General features: G+C 62.9%; 14 protein-coding genes. 8 read left to right on the forward strand and 6 right to left on the reverse strand.

Going from position 1 to position 18,225, the window contains the following annotated elements:
- Positions 1–14: 14 nt before the first annotated feature.
- Positions 15–3,158: an efflux RND transporter permease subunit gene (locus AC070A_RS08205; RefSeq protein WP_112996444.1), complete on the reverse strand. Its 3,144-nt coding sequence runs from the start codon at positions 3,156–3,158 to the stop codon at positions 15–17.
- Positions 3,159–3,227: 69 nt separating this feature from the next.
- Between AC070A_RS08205 and AC070A_RS08210 the strand changes: the two genes are divergently transcribed.
- Complete coding sequence (locus AC070A_RS08210; RefSeq protein ID WP_309140499.1) at positions 3,228–4,208, forward strand: TetR/AcrR family transcriptional regulator; 981 nt, start codon at positions 3,228–3,230, stop codon at positions 4,206–4,208.
- Positions 4,209–4,219: 11 nt separating this feature from the next.
- Here the strand turns inward: AC070A_RS08210 and AC070A_RS08215 are convergent, their stop codons facing one another.
- Positions 4,220–5,542: an MFS transporter gene (locus tag AC070A_RS08215; RefSeq protein WP_492383809.1), complete on the reverse strand. Its 1,323-nt coding sequence runs from the start codon at positions 5,540–5,542 to the stop codon at positions 4,220–4,222.
- A 50-nt stretch (positions 5,543–5,592) separates the two neighbouring features.
- The gene (locus tag AC070A_RS08220; RefSeq protein ID WP_113736468.1) at positions 5,593–5,868 is read right to left on the reverse strand and encodes a metal-sensing transcriptional repressor; all 276 of its coding nucleotides are present in this window, start codon (positions 5,866–5,868) and stop codon (positions 5,593–5,595) included.
- Between the two features lie 457 nt (positions 5,869–6,325).
- Between AC070A_RS08220 and AC070A_RS08225 the strand changes: the two genes are divergently transcribed.
- From AC070A_RS08225 to AC070A_RS08245, 5 genes are read left to right on the forward strand one after another with little or no spacing between them, the layout of a single operon-like run.
- The gene (locus AC070A_RS08225; protein ID WP_112996440.1) at positions 6,326–7,903 is read left to right on the forward strand and encodes a nickel ABC transporter substrate-binding protein; all 1,578 of its coding nucleotides are present in this window, start codon (positions 6,326–6,328) and stop codon (positions 7,901–7,903) included.
- Between the two features lie 12 nt (positions 7,904–7,915).
- Complete coding sequence (locus AC070A_RS08230; RefSeq protein ID WP_057255363.1) at positions 7,916–8,851, forward strand: ABC transporter permease; 936 nt, start codon at positions 7,916–7,918, stop codon at positions 8,849–8,851.
- Positions 8,842–9,750, forward strand: a complete 909-nt coding sequence (locus AC070A_RS08235) for an ABC transporter permease (protein WP_057255364.1) — start codon at positions 8,842–8,844, stop codon at positions 9,748–9,750. Before AC070A_RS08230 ends, AC070A_RS08235 begins: the two co-directional genes overlap by 10 nt.
- The gene (locus tag AC070A_RS08240) at positions 9,743–10,738 is read left to right on the forward strand and encodes an ABC transporter ATP-binding protein (protein WP_057255365.1); all 996 of its coding nucleotides are present in this window, start codon (positions 9,743–9,745) and stop codon (positions 10,736–10,738) included. The genes AC070A_RS08235 and AC070A_RS08240 overlap by 8 nt, the downstream gene beginning before the upstream one ends.
- Positions 10,735–11,751, forward strand: coding sequence for an ABC transporter ATP-binding protein (locus AC070A_RS08245; protein ID WP_058329987.1), 1,017 nt, complete (start codon positions 10,735–10,737; stop codon positions 11,749–11,751). Before AC070A_RS08240 ends, AC070A_RS08245 begins: the two co-directional genes overlap by 4 nt.
- 280 nt (positions 11,752–12,031) lie before the next feature.
- Here AC070A_RS08245 and AC070A_RS08250 read toward each other — a convergent pair whose 3' ends face one another.
- The 3 genes from AC070A_RS08250 to AC070A_RS08260 form a co-directional block, all read right to left on the reverse strand.
- Entirely contained in the window at positions 12,032–12,991 is a 960-nt protein-coding gene (locus AC070A_RS08250) for a YeeE/YedE thiosulfate transporter family protein (protein WP_057255367.1), read from the reverse strand.
- Between the two features lie 321 nt (positions 12,992–13,312).
- Positions 13,313–13,777, reverse strand: coding sequence for an SRPBCC family protein (locus AC070A_RS08255; protein ID WP_057255368.1), 465 nt, complete (start codon positions 13,775–13,777; stop codon positions 13,313–13,315).
- A gap of 290 nt (positions 13,778–14,067) precedes the next feature.
- Positions 14,068–15,429, reverse strand: a complete 1,362-nt coding sequence (locus tag AC070A_RS08260; protein ID WP_058329984.1) for a dicarboxylate/amino acid:cation symporter — start codon at positions 15,427–15,429, stop codon at positions 14,068–14,070.
- A gap of 551 nt (positions 15,430–15,980) precedes the next feature.
- Here AC070A_RS08260 and AC070A_RS08265 point away from each other — a divergent pair.
- Entirely contained in the window at positions 15,981–17,333 is a 1,353-nt protein-coding gene (locus AC070A_RS08265) for an LLM class flavin-dependent oxidoreductase (RefSeq protein ID WP_492383812.1), read from the forward strand.
- Between the two features lie 9 nt (positions 17,334–17,342).
- Positions 17,343–18,206, forward strand: coding sequence for an ABC transporter permease (locus tag AC070A_RS08270; protein ID WP_192495515.1), 864 nt, complete (start codon positions 17,343–17,345; stop codon positions 18,204–18,206).
- Positions 18,207–18,225 lie beyond the last annotated feature (19 nt).

The raw sequence follows: 18,225 nt of genomic DNA on the forward strand, positions 1-18,225 counted from the left end.
TCAGGCTCCAATTCCTATTCCGCCGCCTCCGGCTCGCGGCTCTGGCCGAACGGCTTCGAGGACGTACGCTCGCGCCATTGCTCGATGACCGCGTAGAACACCGGGACGAAGATGAGTGTGAGAATGGTCGCTGCCAACATGCCGCCGAAGACGGTGGTGCCGATCGACTGGCGGCTCGCCGCACCCGCGCCTCTGGCATACATCAGCGGCAGCACACCGAGGATGAAGGCAAAGGCCGTCATCAGGATCGGCCGCAGGCGCAGGCGCGCCGCTTCCGCTGCGGCCGCGACCACGTCGAGACCCTCCTCGCGTCGTCGTCTTGCGAACTCGACGATCAGGATGGCGTTCTTGGCGGCAAGTCCTACCAGCATCACGAAACCGATCTGCGAATAGACGTCGATCTGCAGTCCGCGCAGCCATAGCGCCGAAAGCGCCCCCAAAAGCGCGAGCGGCACCGAAAGCAGCACCATAAACGGCATCGACCAGCTTTCGTACTGGGCGGCCAGGATCAGGAAGCAGAAAACGAGCGCGAGCGCAAAGACGAGCGCGGCGATCGAGCCTGCGCGGATCTCCTGATAGGTAATGCCGGTCCACTCGAATGTGTAGTCCCGCGGCAGCGTCGTGCGGGCGACGCGCTCCATCGCCGCCACCGCCTGGCTCGAGCTGAAGCCGGGCGCTGCCGCGCCGTTGATCAGCGCCGAGGGGTAATTGTTGTAGTGCGTGATGGTCTCGGGGCCGACCGTCGGCTTGAAGGTTCCGAGCGTGTTGAGCGGCACCATTTCGCCTTCGGTGTTGCGCACATAGAGGCGGGAAAGATCCGTCGCCGAGGCCCGCGCACCCTGGTCGGCCTGCAGCGTCACGCGGAAGGTGCGGCCGAAGATGTTGAAGTCGTTGACATAGAGCGAGCCGAAATAGATCTGCAGCGTGCTGAAGATGTCCGGCAGGCTCAGGCCCAGCAGCTTCGCCTTGTCGCGGTCGAGGTCATAGTCGAATTGCGGGCTCGAGGTGCTGAAGGTGGTGAAGAGCTGGTAGGGATTGATCTCCGGCTGCTTGCGCGCCTCGGCAATCAGTGCCTGGGTCGCGTCGCTCAGCGCCTGCGCACTGCGCCCGCCGAGATCCTCGACCTGGAATTCGAAGCCGCCTGTCGCGCCGAGCCCCTGGATCGACGGCGGATCGAAGGCAAGCACCAGCGCATCCGGGATCTGCAGCAGTTGCGGCATTACGGCCTCGCGTAGCGCCGAGGCGCCCTGTTCGGGGGGACGTTCGTCCCATGGCTTCAAGACGGCGAACTGCACCGCGGAATTCGACTGGGCGGCAAAGGACAGGAAATTGAAGCCGACGACGGAGCCGACGAAATCGACGCCGGCGGTGCCGCGCAGGATCTCCTCCGATCGCCGCGCAACGGCCTCGGTTCTTTCAAGCGAGGCGCCGTCCGGCAGCTGGATGACGACGAAGAAATAGCCCTGGTCCTCGACCGGCAGGAAGGTCGACGGAATGCGCTGCCACAAGGCATAGGTGGACCCGATCGCGACGAGGAAAAGGGCAAACAGCGCCCAGCGCCAGCGCACGAGCCCCGCGACGCTGCGCGCATAACCGTGCGACAACGCATGGAAGCCCGAATTGAACCAGCGGAAGAGGGCGAAGCGCGGCTCGCCGCGATAGCGAAGGAACGCGGCGCTCAAGGCCGGGCTGAGCGTCAGCGAATTGAAGGCGGAGAACGCGACGGAGATCGCAACCGTCAGAGCGAACTGGTTATAAAGGCTGCCGGCGACGCCCGGAATGAAGGCGACCGGGATGAACACGGCGAGCAGCACGGCTGTCGTGGCAATGATCGGGCCGGTCACCTCCTGCATGGCCTTTTTGGTGGCGGCAAGCGGCGGCAAGCCGGCCTCCAGCTGGCGTTCGACGTTCTCGACGACAACGATCGCGTCGTCGACCACCAGCCCGATGGCAAGCACCATGCCAAGCAGGCTCAGCATGTTGAGCGAGAAGCCGAAGAGATACATGACGACGAGCGTCGCGATCAGCGAGACCGGAATGGCGATCGTCGGAATGATGGTCGTACGCAGGTTCTGCAGGAAGATGAAGACGACGAAAACGACGAGGGCAAGCGCCTCGAGCAGGGTGAAGACCACATCCTTCATCGCCGCCGAGACGAAGCGCGTGGTGTCGTAGAACATGTGATAGGCGATGCCGGCGGGGAAGCGCTGCGACAGCTCGTCCATTTTCGCCTGCACGCGGCTCTGCAGGTCGAGCGCGTTGGAGCCCGGCGCCTGGAAGACGGCAAGCACGACGCTCTCCTTGCCGTTGAAGGTGACCGATGACGAGTAGAGAAGGGCGCCGAGTTCGATGCGTGCGATGTCGCGCAATCTGGTTGTCGCGCCGGTCGTCTGGTCGGCCCGAAGCACGATGTCACCGAACTGCGAGGGATCGCTCAAGCGCCCGAGCGCGTTGATCTGCATCTCGAAGGGCGTGCCTGCTGGCGCCGGCGACTGCCCGATCTTGCCGCCTGCGACCTGGATATTCTGCTCGGCGATGACGTTCTGGACGTCGACGGCGGTGATGCCGAGATTGGCCATGCGATCCGGATCGAGCCAGACGCGCATCGAATAGCGGCGCTCACCGAAAAGCTGCACGTCCCCGACGCCCGGCAGGCGCTTCAGCGGATCGAGAATCTGCAGGTAGGCGTAATTGCTGACCGAGGCGAAATCGACCGAATTGTCCGGCGAATCCAGGCTGACGAGCACGGTGAAATTGGGGATCTGCTTGGCGATGGTGACGCCGGTCTGGTTGACGAGCGCGGGAAGCGACGAGGCCGCCTGGGAGACGCGGTTCTGGACGTCGAGTGCCGCGACGTCGATCGGATAACCCACTTCGAAGGAAATGATGATGCGCGACGAGCCGTCGTTCGAACTCGTCGAGGTCATGTAGAGCATGCCCGGCACGCCGTTGATCTGCTGTTCGAGCGGCGTCGTCACCGTGTCGGCGACCACCTGCGCGCTGGCACCCGGATAATTGGCGGCAACCACGATCTGCGGCGGCGTTACATCGGGAAACTGCGAGATCGGCAGCAGGAAATAGCAGATGCCGCCGGCAAGCGTCATGATGATCGCGATCGCCGATGCGAAGATCGGCCGGTGAATGAAGAAGTCGATCATGGCGGGAACGATCCATTGCAGGCGCCGCTTTCGGGGCGGGCGGCATAGCGGAGCATTTCGAACCTGTGCATGCGCACGCCCGCCGCGCGGACCTTCCGGTCCGCGACGTTCTCCTCAGCTTTCGGCCCATCCAGCATGCGCATCGTAAGGCTCCGGCACGAGATCATGATGGGCCGGATCGACCCAAATCATGAGCGTTATCGAATTTTAAAAGTCTCTGCGGTGTGCGCTCTGGCTAAAAGACGCCTGACGACCGCGCTCACCGACACTGCGCTAGAAAGTTTTCTGCGGTTACCGCCGTCTCCGGAAGGCCTTCGCGGCAAGCGGCGACTCCTCTGTGCCGCGTTGGCGAAAATGTTACTGGTCGGTAACAGCGTTGCATGTTATCGACCAATGACAGGGCGTCAAGGGCAAGATTTTTCACGCCGACCACGCCGGGCCAATGCGATGACAACGGATTTCTGCAAGCCATCCCGTCGTTCGCCGCGCGATCGCATCGTCGAGGCCGCGCGAGACCTCTTTCGCCGGCACGGCATTCGCGGAACCGGCGTCGATGCGATCGCCGATGCCGCCGACAGCAACAAGATGACGCTCTATCGCCATTTCAATTCGAAGGATGAGCTGATCGTCGAATGCCTGCGCCATGCGGGAATGGAGATGGACGACTTCTGGCGAGAGCTGGAAGACGCGTATCCGGGCGACGGGCTAGGGCAGCTCAGGGCCTGGGTTCGGCGGATCGCCGACCATCTCGGTGACGACAAGTGCCAATGCGAAATGATGAGCGCCGCCGTGCAACTGACCGACGAGGATCATCCCGGGCGCTCGGTGATCCGCATGTTCAAGGATGCGCAACGCGACCGCGTCGTGGAACTCTGCCGCAGGGCCGGCGTCGCGGATGCGGAACTGCTTTGCGACACGCTGCTGCTGTTGATCGAGGGCGCGCGCGCCGCTCAGCAAAGCAGCGGTGCCGAAGGGCCGAGCGCCCGTTTTGCGGAGATCGCCGACGCGGCGATCCTGTCCTTTGCCGGCAGCGGTGACGCTTTCAAGTAGCGACCGTTTGCCTATCGCTCGGCCGGCCAGTCTGGGTGATGGCTGTCGATCACAAACACATGGGTGTGTCGGTGACCGCCGCCGACGCGCGTGGCACCTGCGAGATGAGGGTGACCGTCGGCAAGCTCGTGATGGACGTGCTCGATTTCGTCCGGATCTTGCGCCGGCCAGAGCCGGGCCGCCGCGACGATGGCGCCTACAGCGATGAGGCCAAGCGCTGCGAAGGTCGGCGTCAGCCCGGCCGTCGCGCCGAGCCAGCCGGCAAGCGGATAGGTGATCAGCCAGCAGGCATGCGAAAGGGCGAACTGCGCGGCAAAGAGCGCGGGCCTGTCTTCCGGCTGCGCCGAGCGGCGCAGCAGCCGGCCGGATGGTGTCTGTGCCAGCGAATAGCCGAGACCGATGGCGAGCCACAGCGGCAGCAGCGAAACGAAACTTGGGACAAGAGCGCCGATGAACAGGCCGGTGGTGAGGACCGCTGCACCCGAAAACATGGCGACGCGATCGGGTGTCCTGTCGAGCAGGCGGGGCAACAGCAGCGCGGCGATCATCGAGCCGCCGCCAAAGGCGGCGAGTGCGATGGCTGTGTCGGTCTGGGTGAGCCCGAATTTGGCCTGGACCAACACCACGGTGTTGACGATGACCATCGATCCGGCAGCCGAAACCGCGAGGTTGAGCGCGAGCAGTCCCCTGAGCCGCGGCGTTGCCAGGTAGATGCGCAAGCCCCGCGTCGTCCGGTCGTAGATGCCGCGCCGTTCCGTCGCCTTCGGGCTTGGAAGCGCGACTGAGACGACGAGTGCGGCGGAGGCGAGGAAGCCAACAACCGTGCCGGCAAACAGGTTGTGGAAATTGACGACGGTGAGCAGCGCTGCGGCCAGCATCGGGCTTGCGACGCTCTCGAGGTCATAGGCAAGCCGCGAGAGCGACAGGGCGCGTGTGTATTCCCTTTCATCCGGCAGCACATCCGGAATGGTTGCCTGGAACGTGGGGGTAAAGGCGGCCGACGCCGACTGCAGCACGAAGATCAGCACATAAACCTGCCAGATTTCTGTCACGAACGGCAGGAAGAGCGCAACGGCGGCGCGCACCAGATCGAGGCAGACGAGCATCGCGCGACGCGGAAGCCGCTCCGCAAAGGCGGCGGCGATCGGCGCCACGCCGACATAGGCAATCATCTTGATCGCGAGTGCCGTGCCCAGGACGGCGCCCGCTTCGGCGCCGGCCAGGTCATAGGCGAGAAGCCCGAGCGCAACGGTCGCAAGACCGGTTCCGACCAGCGCGATCATCTGCGCCAGAAACAGATGGCGGTACGTCCGGTTTGCGAGGATCTGCAGCATGAGGTTTGGGCTCGCTCGGTGGCGGTTGATGTGACGGCGGGTTCGGCCGCTCAGAGATATTTTGTGATCGCCTTGAACTCGTCGATGGAGTGGCGCTGGTCACGCGGAAGCGCACCGATCGTGTCTTCGAGGCAATGATCCAGATGGTCCTGGATCAGGGTTCGCTTCGCCTGGCTGATCGCCTTCTCCACCGCGTGGAGTTGCTGGGCGATGTCGAGGCAGGGGCGGCCGCCCTCGATCATGGCAATGACGCTCTTCAGGTGCCCTTCGGCGCGCTTTAGCCGCTTGACGATCTCGGGATGGGTATCGTGTCTGTGTTCGCTCATGCTCGTAACCTATCCCCCTGGAGGGGATATATCAAGGGATGCTTGCGGAGATAGCGCTGCCCTCAGGCGCGCGTAACGCCTTGGAAGCGCGGGTATCGCCTTGGCGCTATTCAACTCGCGCGAACGTAACGACAAGTGACGTGACTTTCTTCATATTGCATACAATTTGAATTCGGCAATCCTCGGAGATTGAAGCCGAAGAACGCCGATCTGGCTGATAAAGTCCCGCCACTGCATCCACTTTTTCATCAAATGAGCCGGGATGCGGGAGGTTTCTCGCCGATTTTGATGCGCCAGACCCGGTGTCTTTTCACTCAAAGTTCAAAATGCCTACAATCTAAAATACGATATTGACGCAAGATTGCATACATGAGACAGTTATTTTGTCTATACAAAACGGCGTGGAGGCCGGATGTCTAGGCGGGCGCAGGGAGCGCCAAAACGGAGGAGAAAATTCATGTCAGTGAAGAGACGTACGTTCCTGCAAGGGGCGGCCGGCGCTATCGGCTTGGCCATCGCACAGGGTGCCTTGTCGAAGATCGCCTATGCGCAGGGTGCAGCCGGCACGCTCCGGGTCGCCATCGCCAAGCCTGCCGGCAATCTCGATCCGCAGAGCCACTATGCGATCTGGGCGATCCAGGATCTGATGTTCGAACCGCTCGTGAAATACGGCAAGGGCGGCCAGATCGAACCGTGCCTGGCGACCGACTGGAAGATCGAGGACGGTGGAAAAACGCTGTATCTGACGTTGCGCCAGGGCGTCACGTTTCAGGACGGCACCAAGTTCGATGCTGCCTCGTGCAAATGGAATCTCGAGCGCTGGATGGGGCTCGACCAGTTCAGCTGGATGAATTGCTCAAAACACTTCCAGTCGCTTGAGGTGGTCGACGACTACCACGTCACCCTGCATTTCAAGGAGCCGGTTCTCGCGCTGATGCAGGAGCTTTCCTACACCCGGCCGACGCGCTTTCTTTCGCCCAAATCGGTTGGCGCTGATGGCAAGTTCAAGGAGCCTGTGGGCACCGGGCCGTGGCGTCAGATCAGCGCCGACGATACGCAGAGCGTCTTCGAGCATCACGAAGGTTACTGGGGCGAGTTGCCATCCTATGAACGCCTTGAAGCCAAGGTCGTCCCCGATGCACGGTCGCGGGTTGCAGCGCTGCGTGCCGGCGAGCTTGACCTGATCGGCGGCTTCTGGATCGCGCCGCTCACCCCGGAAGAAGGCAAGCAGCTCGAGGCGGCCGGCTTCAATGTCGTCGTCGATCCGGGCAATGTCACGCTGGTGATGGCCTATAATCCGGACCGCGCCGAGGCGCTCAAGGATCCGGCGGTGCGAAGGGCCGTCAGCATCGGCATCGATCGCGCGGCGATCTCCAAGGTGCTCTACCACGGCTACGCCAAGCCCGCCGGCAACATGTTCTCCAGCGCTTTGCCCTATGCTGGAACGCAGAGTGATGCACCGGTTCGCGATGCGGCGGCCGCCTCGGCCCTGCTCGAAAAGGCCGGCTGGACGGGAAGCCCCATAAGGTCCAAGGACGGCAAGCCGCTGACGCTCGAACTGGTCGTCAGCCCGGACGCCGTGCCGGGATCGCGCGTCATTGCCGAAGTCATCCAGTCCGAGATGAAGGAGATCGGCATCGACCTGGTGATCCGTTCGGTCGACCATGCCTCCAAGCACACCGACATGCTGGAGCAGAAGTATGACCTCGGCTTCTTCCTGACCTACGGCGCGCCATACGATCCATTCGGCTCGATCGTGGGGCTGTGCCTGTCGACCTTCCACAATGACGTCGAGGGCAAGCTGGTCACCGATCCGGTTAATCTGGATCCATTGATCAACGCGGCGATGGCGGCAACGGGGGACCAGATTCAGCCGACTATCCAGAAGGTCTACGACTGGCTCAGGGACAACGACGCGATTGCGCCGCTGGTCTACGTGCCGAGCATCTGGGCGCATTCCAAGCGGGTCCACGGCTTTTCGAGCCCGGTCACCGAATACGACATGCCCTACGAAAACGTTCTGCTGGCCGAGTAAGAGGAGGGTACCTTGATCCACTTCATCAGCAAGCGGCTGAAGCATTCCCTGGTCCTTTTGTTCATGGCGTCCCTTGTTTGCTTCACCCTCGTGGTTTCGGCACCCGGTAATGTTGCAGTCTTGATTGCCGAGCTTCGCGGGGCGGTCGCAACACCGGGTTACGTCGAACAGGTTGCCGAAGAGATAGGACTGCATAAGCCATTGCTGATGCGCTACGTGGATTGGCTGGGCGATGCGGTTCGCGGAGATTTCGGCATCTCCTACAGAACGGGAACGAACGTCAGCGCGGACCTCGCGAACCGTATGTTCGTGACGGGAACGCTGATTGCGGGCTCGGCCGTGATCGCCACCCTCATCAGCCTGGCCTTGGGGTTCCTCGGTGCCTTCTGGCCCTACAAATTGCCGGATCGCGTTTCGCGCGGTCTGGCGCTCCTCGGCGCATCGACCCCGACGTTCTTCGTCGGCGCGCTGATGATCTACGCCTTCTCCGTCACCTTCCAGCTCCTGCCATCGTTCGGTTTCAATGGTCCGAAAAGCTGGATCCTGCCATGGCTCACCGTCGCCGTTCTGCCGGCTGCCGTTCTCAGTCGTGTCGTGCGGGTGGGTCTGGAAGAGGCGATGACGAGTCCCTTCGTTCTGACCGCGAAAAGCAAGGGCCTCGGCCGCACCGCCATCTTGTTCCGTGAGGCGTTGCCCAACATCACACCCCTCTTCATCAACGCGCTCGGCACCCAGGTCGGTTTGATGACCGCGACCGCCATCATCGTCGAACCGCTGTTCGCCTGGCAGGGCCTGGGAGATTATTTCCTCGCCGGCGTGCGCTTCCGCGATTTCATGGTGGTGCAGGCGTGCCTGCTCATCTTCCTCACTTTCTTCATCGTGGTGAACCTGATCGTCGATCTGGCCGTCCTGCTGACCGATCCGCGCATTCGTCGCCAATGGAGCTGACCATGAACATGCTCAATCCCATTTTTGCCCGATTGAACAAGATGCCGCGCGCGGCACTGATCACCATCGGCCTATTCGTTGCTCTCGGCACCTTCGCGCCCTGGCTTGCACCCCAGGATCCGAGCACCCAGAGCCTGCTCGATGCCGGACTTGGTCCGTCCGCCGCTCACTGGCTCGGAACCGACCACCTCGGACGCGATACCTTCAGCCGGTTGATCATCGCCGCAAACACTTCGCTCGTCAGCGTGGGCTCGGTTCTCGGCGTCGCCATGACCATCGGCATCCTGCTCGGAACGATCGCCGGCTATCATCGCGGCTGGGTCGATGACCTCTTGATGCGCGTCGTCGATGTCGGTCTCTCCATTCCGAGCCTGATCATCTCGCTCGCCGTCATCGGCATCGTCGGCCCCGGATACTGGACCATGGTGCTGGCACTGGCGCTTGCCTGGTGGCCCATGAGCGGCCGCATCAGCCGGGCCGTCGCCGTCAGCATCATGAGCAAGCCGCATATCGAGGCCTTGCGGGTGCTGGGCGCCAGCCCCTGGCGCATCTACTTCGGTCACCTTCTGCCAGGGACGATCGGTGCGGTGATGGTCTATGCGACGGCAGACGCCGGCACGGCTGCGCTCGCGGTCGCGACGCTGAGCTTCCTCGGCCTCGGCATCCAGCCGCCGACGCCGGAATGGGGGCAGATGCTCGTGGATGCGCTGCCCTATCTCGAATCCGACCCGCGCCAGGTGCTGCTGCCGGGCCTCGCCCTCACAGCCGCCGTCATCGGCTTCAACACGCTCGGGGAATCCATCGCGCTCAACCGCATTCCGAAACCGCTGACACGGCGCATGCTCGCAATCCGTCGGGCCGAGGTCGCAAGCTGGGGCAAGGAGAATTCCGATGCATGACGAACCGCTCCTTGAGGTCAGGAACCTGACGGTCAACCTGCTGACCGCGAAATCGGCAGTACGCCCGGTCGACGGCGTCAGCTATTCGGTCCGGCAAGGCGAATGTCTTGCCATCGTCGGCGAAAGCGGTAGCGGCAAGACGGTGATGAATTTCGCGCCGCTCGGGCTGATGCCAACAGGCGTGACGACGATGCTCTCCGGCTCCGTCAAGCTCGAGGGTCGCGAGCTGATCGGCCTGCCCGAGGCTGAGATCCAGAAACTGCGCGGCAAGTCCGTCGGTTTCATCTTTCAGGACCCGATGAGCGCGCTCAATCCGGTACGCCGGATCGGGCGGCAGATCGCCGAGATGGCCGAACTGCATCTCGACGTGACGCCGAGGGCCGCGGAAGCGCGTGCGTTGGAACTTGTAAAACTCGTCGGCATCTCCGACCCGGTGGCACGGCTTCGGCAGTATCCGCACGAGCTCTCCGGCGGCTTGCGGCAACGCATCGTCATTGCCATTGCGCTTGCCGGCGAGCCGAAGCTCCTGATTGCCGACGAGCCGACGACCGCACTCGACGTGACGGTTCAGGCGCAGATCCTGCGGCTGCTCAAGGACGTGCAGCGTCGGCTGAACATGGCGATGGTGCTGATTACCCACGACATGGGCGTGGTCGCGGGTGCAGCCGACAACATCGTCGTCATGTATGCGGCGCGCGCTGCCGAATGCGGTCCGGTGGACAAGGTGCTGGTGAGTCCGCGTCACCCCTACACGCAGGGCCTGATCAACGCGATACCGCGGCGAGAGGACCCAATCGGTTCGGAGTTCCGGGGGCTTCCCGGCATTCCGCCGACGCTCGGTGCACCGATCAAAGGCTGCGCTCTTGCGCCGCGCTGCGAACTCGCCGTCCCTGCATGCAGCAACAGCCGCCCTCCGTTGGTCCGGTCGGACGACAGCGCGGTTCTCGTGGCTTGCCCTGTCGTCAATCAAGGAAAGGCTGCCGCATGACACAAGCACCTGTTCTTAAAGTTGAAAACCTGCAGACGCGCTTCAAGAGCGTTCAGCGGGGCAAATTTGTCCATGCCGTCGACGATGTCTCGATCGAACTCTATCCGGGCGAGATCGTCGGGTTGGTCGGCGAATCCGGCTGCGGCAAGTCGACCCTCGGGCGCACCATCGTCGGGCTCGAGAAGGCAAGCAGCGGCCGCGTGCTTCTCGACGGCGTCGATCTCAGCGCTCTCTCCGGGGCCGCCCTGCGCGACAGCCGCCGGGCGCTGCAATACGTCTTCCAGGATCCCTATTCGTCTCTGAACGATCGACAGACCGTGGGCGAGGCGATCGACGAAGCGCTGGTGATCGCCGGCACCCGATCGCCGGAGGAGCGGGATCGCCGCACCAAGGAGCTCCTGGATCAGGTGGGCCTCGCATCCGCGGTCAGGGACCGTCACACGCGCGAGCTCTCGGGCGGTCAGCGCCAGCGCGTGGCGATTGCCAGATCGCTTGCCGTGAACCCGCGCGTGTTGATCTGCGATGAACCGGTGAGCGCGCTCGATCTCTCGATCCGTGCACAGGTGATGAACCTCTTCCTGCGGCTGCAGAAGGATCTGGGCGTGGCATGCCTGTTCATTGCCCATGATCTTGCGCTGGTGCGGCAGGCGGCGTCGCGTGTCTACGTCATGTATCTCGGCAGGATCGTCGAGCATGGCTCGTCAAAGGAGCTTTATGACCGTCCGAGCCACCCCTATTCGCAGATGCTGCTGGCATCGGCGCCCGAGGTGGATCCGCGGATCGAGAAGCACCGCAGGGGACCGTTGATGATCGGCGAAGTTCCCAGTCCGACAAACCCGCCGTCGGGCTGCCGGTTCCGAACCCGTTGCCCTCTTGCCGTCGACGATTGCGCTAAGGCGCTGCCGCCATCCCGGGTGCTTTCGCCGGGGCATACGGCGGCCTGCACTTTCGCCGCGGATCTCCACCGCGGCAATCGAACGGCTCTCGTTCAACAGGAGATGTCGGCGCCATAGAGCCGGGAGCGGCTCGCCTCAGAGCCACCGGTCCGGACGTTGCCTGCTTCGAATCCCAAGTTCCCTCGCATCCTTTAAGCTGGGGATGCGCGCCTGCCCCGCCATCGAGCGGGGCCTTTTTTTGTTCGGATAGACGTGTGGACCGCACCGCGGTGTCGCGGACGCGATCAACATGGACGCACTAGCACTTTGATTCTAGAGGATCTTATCCGCGTTCTGTGCTTCCACTTGAAGGCGGGATGCTCTAGAGGCGGACAAGCATCTTGTCGGTGTAGCAGCGTCATGACCAAGGTTTTGCCACCGAACCGATTTTGACAATGAGCGCGGCAAGCGTCGCAACGAACAGCACGTAGGCGAGCGCCGCCTGCCAGGCCCCTGCGGGCAGACCAATCAGCAGCAGCGTGTCGTTCCCACCGGGAATGAGTAGTGCACCCAGTCCCATAAGGATGCCCGCAAGCGTTCTCTTGACTATGGTCTTCACTGTCGGCCGCTTCAGCATGAATCCATGCTTCCGAAGTCTTGCGGAAACGAGGCTGCCGCCGAACATGCAGACCGAAATCACGGCTCCCGCGACAGGTATCGAAGCGATCGCTCCGACCGATGCGGTGATTGAGAACCCGGGCGCAAGAAGCGTCAGGACCGTAGAGGTGATGCCGATCGCTCCCATCGCTATCGTCAGCCGCCGGAAGTTTGACTCGGATCTGCGTGAAACGCCGAGCCTCAGAGCCATGATCGCCAACAATGCAAGCGCGAGAAGCGCCGCCTCCAGCGGCGGGGGAGCACTTATCGGCGGCTGATCCGAAAGCAGATCAAACAAGGATTCAATGTAGAGGACCGCATAGATCCCGAGAAACGTGAATGCGAATCCGATTTCGCCATTTCCGATATGCCCAACGGACCCGAACACACAAGCGCCGTTCACATAGCTGCCGATCCCAAGCAAAATGGCTGCGGGAACGAGGTAGCCGAGTGGCGACCAGCCCTCCTGCATCATCGGTGCCGTTTCGAGGATTGCGTAGACGAGGGCCGCCCAGACGGCGCATTCGACCAGAGCGATGAAACGTGCCGGCCTCTTGTCCGATACCAACTCCTTCGTGGCGATGACGGTGCAGATCGATCCACGATTCATGGCGAAGCCGAGAACAAATCCGAGCGCCCCGATCAAGGCCATACTTACCCAGATCTCCAAGCTAGTGGCGACAGGGCCCGTGCCTGATATGTTAAGGAGAAATTCACTCATTCGGCAAACGGACTCGCGTCCTGCTCCAGTTTCGGACACATCCAGCGATTCATATTGATCGCCGTCGCTGACATTTCAGCGACCCCAGCAGTGAGGTTCTCCCGCTCCGGCGGGCGCGCAATTGTGCCTCAAATCTTTTTGGGCGGACAGCACTTCGGTGGTTTCGATGCGAACGATCGCTTCGGAAGAGCGGGCGATCCCCCCGGGCGACTTCAAGCCAGACCATTGCCGTTTAGCCAGGTGCCTCCGCCCCGACCTTGGCGTCGCCCGGGCGGGCTGTGCTCTTCCTGTCTTTGGGAAAAGGTGTGCTCAAAATAGCGTTTAGACGCGGGCGAGGCGACGCACGAGACCGCGCCGGCCACGCTCCATGACCACCCCATGGTTCCAACGGAAGATGGGCTTCAGGATGAATGAGAGCGTGATCATCCAGGGCTTGGTGACCTGGACGATCCAGTCGTAGCGCACCCGGCAGCGGGGGCCTTCGCGCTCAAGCGTCCATCGGCCGATGCCGTCAAGCTCCCCTGAGGCCCTGCCTTCGATGAGCGACAGCGGCTCGACCCGCACCGTCTCCACGTTGAAGATCAGTTCATAGGGCAGGGCCGTCACCCATTCCAGCCGGCGAACCGCGCCCACGCCGTGTTCGTCTCCCTCGCGCAGCAGGGAAACCCGCTTGACCGATGGCCACCATTCCGGCCAGGCCTCCGGGGTGCTCAGCTCCCGCCACACGTCTTCGACCGGAGCATCGATGGTCCATTGGGTGATGAGATGAAACTCGGTGAGAGACATCGCCGGTCCTCTTCATAGCCAGAGGACGCAGCACGCCGGCGGCGATGCCTGAGCAAAGCGCAGGGCCCGCCAGCGTACGCGATCCGGCCAAGCACTCAATAAGTCTCGATAGAAGAGACACTGCTCGGCTCGCTTGTGCAAGCTCTGCTTGATCGGCGAAAGGGGGATTTTGCGGCCCGCTGCAAATAGGTGTCTCGCAGGTCGGGTACGTTTGAGTTGATGGTAGTTGCGCACCTTGCCGAGCGGGCACATGCGGGCCGTCGTAGCCCGCATGGTCAATTTTTGGAGCGCTAGGCCGCGCGTGCCGCAGCCACGAGCGGCTCAAGGTCATCGACGACCTTGTCGCCGTTGTAGACGGTCTCGTCGAGAATGCCCTCGCGCTTGGAGACGATCGTCGGCACCAGTGCCTGGCCGGCGACGTTGACCGCCGTGCGGCCCATGTCGAGGATCGGGTCGATGGCGAGCAGCAGGCCGACGCCTTCGAGCGGCAGACCGAGCGTCGAGAGCGTCAGCGTCAGCATGACGGTCGCGCCGGTGAGGCCGGCGGTGGCGGCGGAGCCGAGTACAGAGACGAAGACGATCAGCACATATTCCTGGATGCCGAGTGGCAGCCCGAAGAACTGCGCGATGAAGATCGCCGAGATGGCCGGGTAGATCGCGGCGCAGCCGTCCATTTTGGTGGTCGCGCCGAGCGGTACGGCGAAGGCGGCGTATTCGCGGGGAACGCCGAGGCTCTTTTCGGTCACCGTTTCGGTGACGGGCAGGGTGCCTACGGAAGAACGGGAGACGAAGGCGAGCTGGATCGCCGGCCAGGCGCCGGCAAAGAAGCGCGACGGCTTCAGGCCGTGGCCGATGAGCAGCGCCGGGTAGACGACGAAGAGCACGATCGCAAGGCCGATATAGACAGCCGCGGCATACCAGCCGAGTTGCGCCAGCGTTTCCCAGCCATATTGGGCGACGGCGCGGCCGAGCAGGCCGATCGTGCCGATCGGAGTCAGGCGGATGACCCACCAGAGGATCTTGCGGACGATGGCGAGCAGCGACTGGTTGAAGGCGAGGAACGGCTTGGCGGCATCACCGACCTTCAGCGCAGCGGCACCGACGGCGATCGAAACGACGAGGATCTGCAAGACGTTGAAATTGAGCGAGGTGGTAGCACCCGTGTCGGTGACCTTGGTGCTGGCTTCGAGGCCGAGCACGTTGGCGGGCACCAGGCCCTTCAGGAAATCAAGCCACGAGCCGGAGTAGGAGGGCGCCTTGGCGGCTTCCTGCGAAACGGCAGAGCCGACGCCCGGCTGAAGGATCAGTCCGAGGGCGATGCCGATGACGACGGCAATCAGCGATGTGATCGCGAACCAGAGCAGCGTCTGCCAGACGAGTTTCGCGGCATTCTGCAGCGTCGCCAGATTGGCGATCGAGGCGACGATGGCGGTGAAGACGAGCGGCGGCACGAGGGCGCGCAAAAGCTGGACGAAGATCGAACCGATCGTCTGCAGGGTTACCGTCAGCCAGTTGGCGTTGCCGCTGGCATCGACGCCCATGTTGCGGGCGACGAGGCCGAGCAGCAGGCCGATCACCATGGCCGCGAGGACTTGAAAGCCGAAGGAGGCGTAAATCGGTTTCGGGGGAGATTTGATGGTTGCTTGGGACACGTCTTCTACTCTCATTGGATGGCGGTGGCCGCATTTTTGGCAAAGGCCGCCGCAAGTGCCCAAAAAATAGTCGAGTGCCCGATTCAGGATAAGAAACCCTTTGGCTCGAAAACCACTCAGAGTAGAATAATTTCCCCGGTGCGATTGGCTGATTGTCCAGGCACCGCCCGGGTCTCGCGGAGCGACGGTATTTCGGCCGAAGCGGTATGCGCTGCGGCGATATCGCGCGTTCCAGGCTGTGGCCACAGCCGTGGAGAGTCCTCAGGATTGCTCGGCTCACCGCGCTCGCCTCGCAACAAGTCACGGCGCAACCAGCCTTTCTCTCCCAAGCTCTCAGTCCCCCGGTACACGGCGATTGATCTCGCTTTCTGCGCCTGCGTCGAAAATCTTTTCACTTGCCTCGGGCGCACGGGAAATACTCTTTCTCTATAAACATTATGGATAATGTAGCCTGTCTTTCTGGCAGCCAAGGTCGTGGGTCTGGTCGCAGACAGCCCTTCATCCGTGACTTGACGCCCAAGAATTTGCAGCGAGAAGAGGAGAGGATTGAGATGACACGCAGGATCAGGCTTGGAGCATTTCTTCCCGGTGGCGGACAGCATATCGCCGCCTGGCGCCACCCCGACCAGCCGGCCGACGGGGCGACCAGTTTCGAATTTCACAAGCAACTGGCGCTGACGGCGGAACGCGGTCTGTTCGACGCCTATTTCCTGGCAGATGGGCTGGCGATCGGCTTCGGCGGGGCGCGCGAGGGCGGAAACGCCCGGGTGGCGGGCTTCGAGCCGGTGACCCTGTTTTCGGCGCTGGCGCCGCTCACCACCCATCTCGGCTTCATCGCGACCTCGTCGACGACCTATGAAGAGCCCTACACCACGGCACGCAAATTCGCTTCGCTCGATCTCATTTCCGGCGGCCGCGCCGGATGGAATGTGGTGACGACAACGGGCGATGCGACGGCGCAGAACTTCAACCGCGAGACGCAGCTTCCGCATGCCGAACGCTATCGGCGCGCGGCCGAGCATGTCGACGTGGTCACGAAGCTCTGGGACAGCTTCGAGGACGATGCGTTCATTCGCGACAAGCAAACGGGCATCTTCTACGACCCGGCGAAGCTGCACGATACCGACCATCGCGGCGAACATTTCAAGGTGCGCGGCCCGCTCAACATCTCGCGCTCTCCGCAAGGGCATCCTGTCATCGTCCAGGCGGGCCAGTCCGACGACGGTCGCGGGCTGGCGGCCGCGACGGCTGAGGTGATCTTCACTGCGCACCAGCACATTGAGACGGCGCAGGAATTTTATCGCGACATCAAGGCACGTGCGCGCGGTCTCGGCCGCAACCCGGACCACATTCTGGTCATGCCCGGGGTCTCCCCCTTCGTCGGCAGAACGGAGGCCGAAGCGCGCGAAAAGTACGATCGCCTGACCTCGCTCATCGTCGAGGAGGATGGCATCGGCCTGCTCAATGGCCTGACCGGCGGCACGCTCGATCTCCATGGCTACGATGTCGATGGGCCGCTGCCGCCGGCACCGCCAACCGAGGGCATGAAGAGCCGGCAGGCGCTGATCCGCCAGATCGCCGACGAAAACAACTTCAGCATTCGCCAGCTCTATCAATGGATTGCGTCAGCGCGCGGCCACTACACGATCGTCGGAACGGCAGAACAGATCGCCGACACCCTGCAGGAGTGGTTCGAAAACGAAGCGGCCGATGGCTTCAACATCCTGCCGCCCTGGTTTCCGACGGCGCTTGACGACTTTGTCGAGCTGGTGGTCCCGGAACTGCAGCGTCGCGGCCTTTTCCGCACGGCCTATGAGGGTCGGACGCTCCGGGAAAATCTCGGTCTGCCCATTCCCGTCAACCGCTGGGCCGACGTGCGATCGGCCGTTCAGGCAGCAGAGTGAGGTGCGATCATGTCCTACGAACACGTCAACACGTCGCTTGCAGCGAGCTTTGGTCTCGGCCGCGCTGACGGTCAGGTCTCTACAGCCGTCCCGGCCATCGTTTCCCGCTGGCGCGCCCTGCTTGGCTCGATCGTCGCACGCTATGGTGTCGTACTCGGGTTTCTCGCCTTCTGGCAACTTTCCAGCACGCTTGGCTGGGTCAATCCAGCGGTCTTTCCGCCTCTCGATGTGATCCTGTCCACGCTGTGGGGCGGTCTTGCCAGCGGCGCGCTACTGGACGATATCGCCATCAGCCTGCAGCGATCGGGCATCGCCTTTGCGGCCGCTGTCGTAGTCGGCATCCCGCTCGGCCTGTTCATGGGCCAGGTACGGCTTGTCGAACAGGCGCTCGACCCGATCCTGCAGCTCTTTCGCCAGACCTCGGCCCTGGCGCTCTATCCGGTCTTCATCCTGCTGCTCGGCCTCGGCGAGACCTCAAAGGTTTTCGTGATCTTCTGGGCGACGCTGTTTCCGGTCCTGCTTTCGACGATCGGCGGCGTCAAAGAGGTCGACAAGAAGCTGATCGAGATGGCCCGAACCTACGGTGCCGGACCGCTCACCGTGTTCCGCCGCGTGGTGCTGCCTGCCTCGGTGCCGGCGATTTTCGTAGGCCTGCGCCTCTCGGCCACCACGGCGCTTCTGCTGTTGATCGCCGCCGAGATGATCGGCGCCAACAAGGGCATCGGCTTCCAGGTCATGAACGCCCAATACAACTTCCAGATCCCGCTGATGTTCGCGGCGATCCTGTTGCTCGCCCTGCTCGGGCTCGCCGCCAACGCGCTGCTCGTTCTGCTCCAGCGCAACCTCTGCCGCTGGTCGCAACCCAACGCCTGATCGTTTCTTTGCCAGATTT

It is taken from the genome of Ensifer sp. GW101-20A05 (assembly GCF_059424735.1).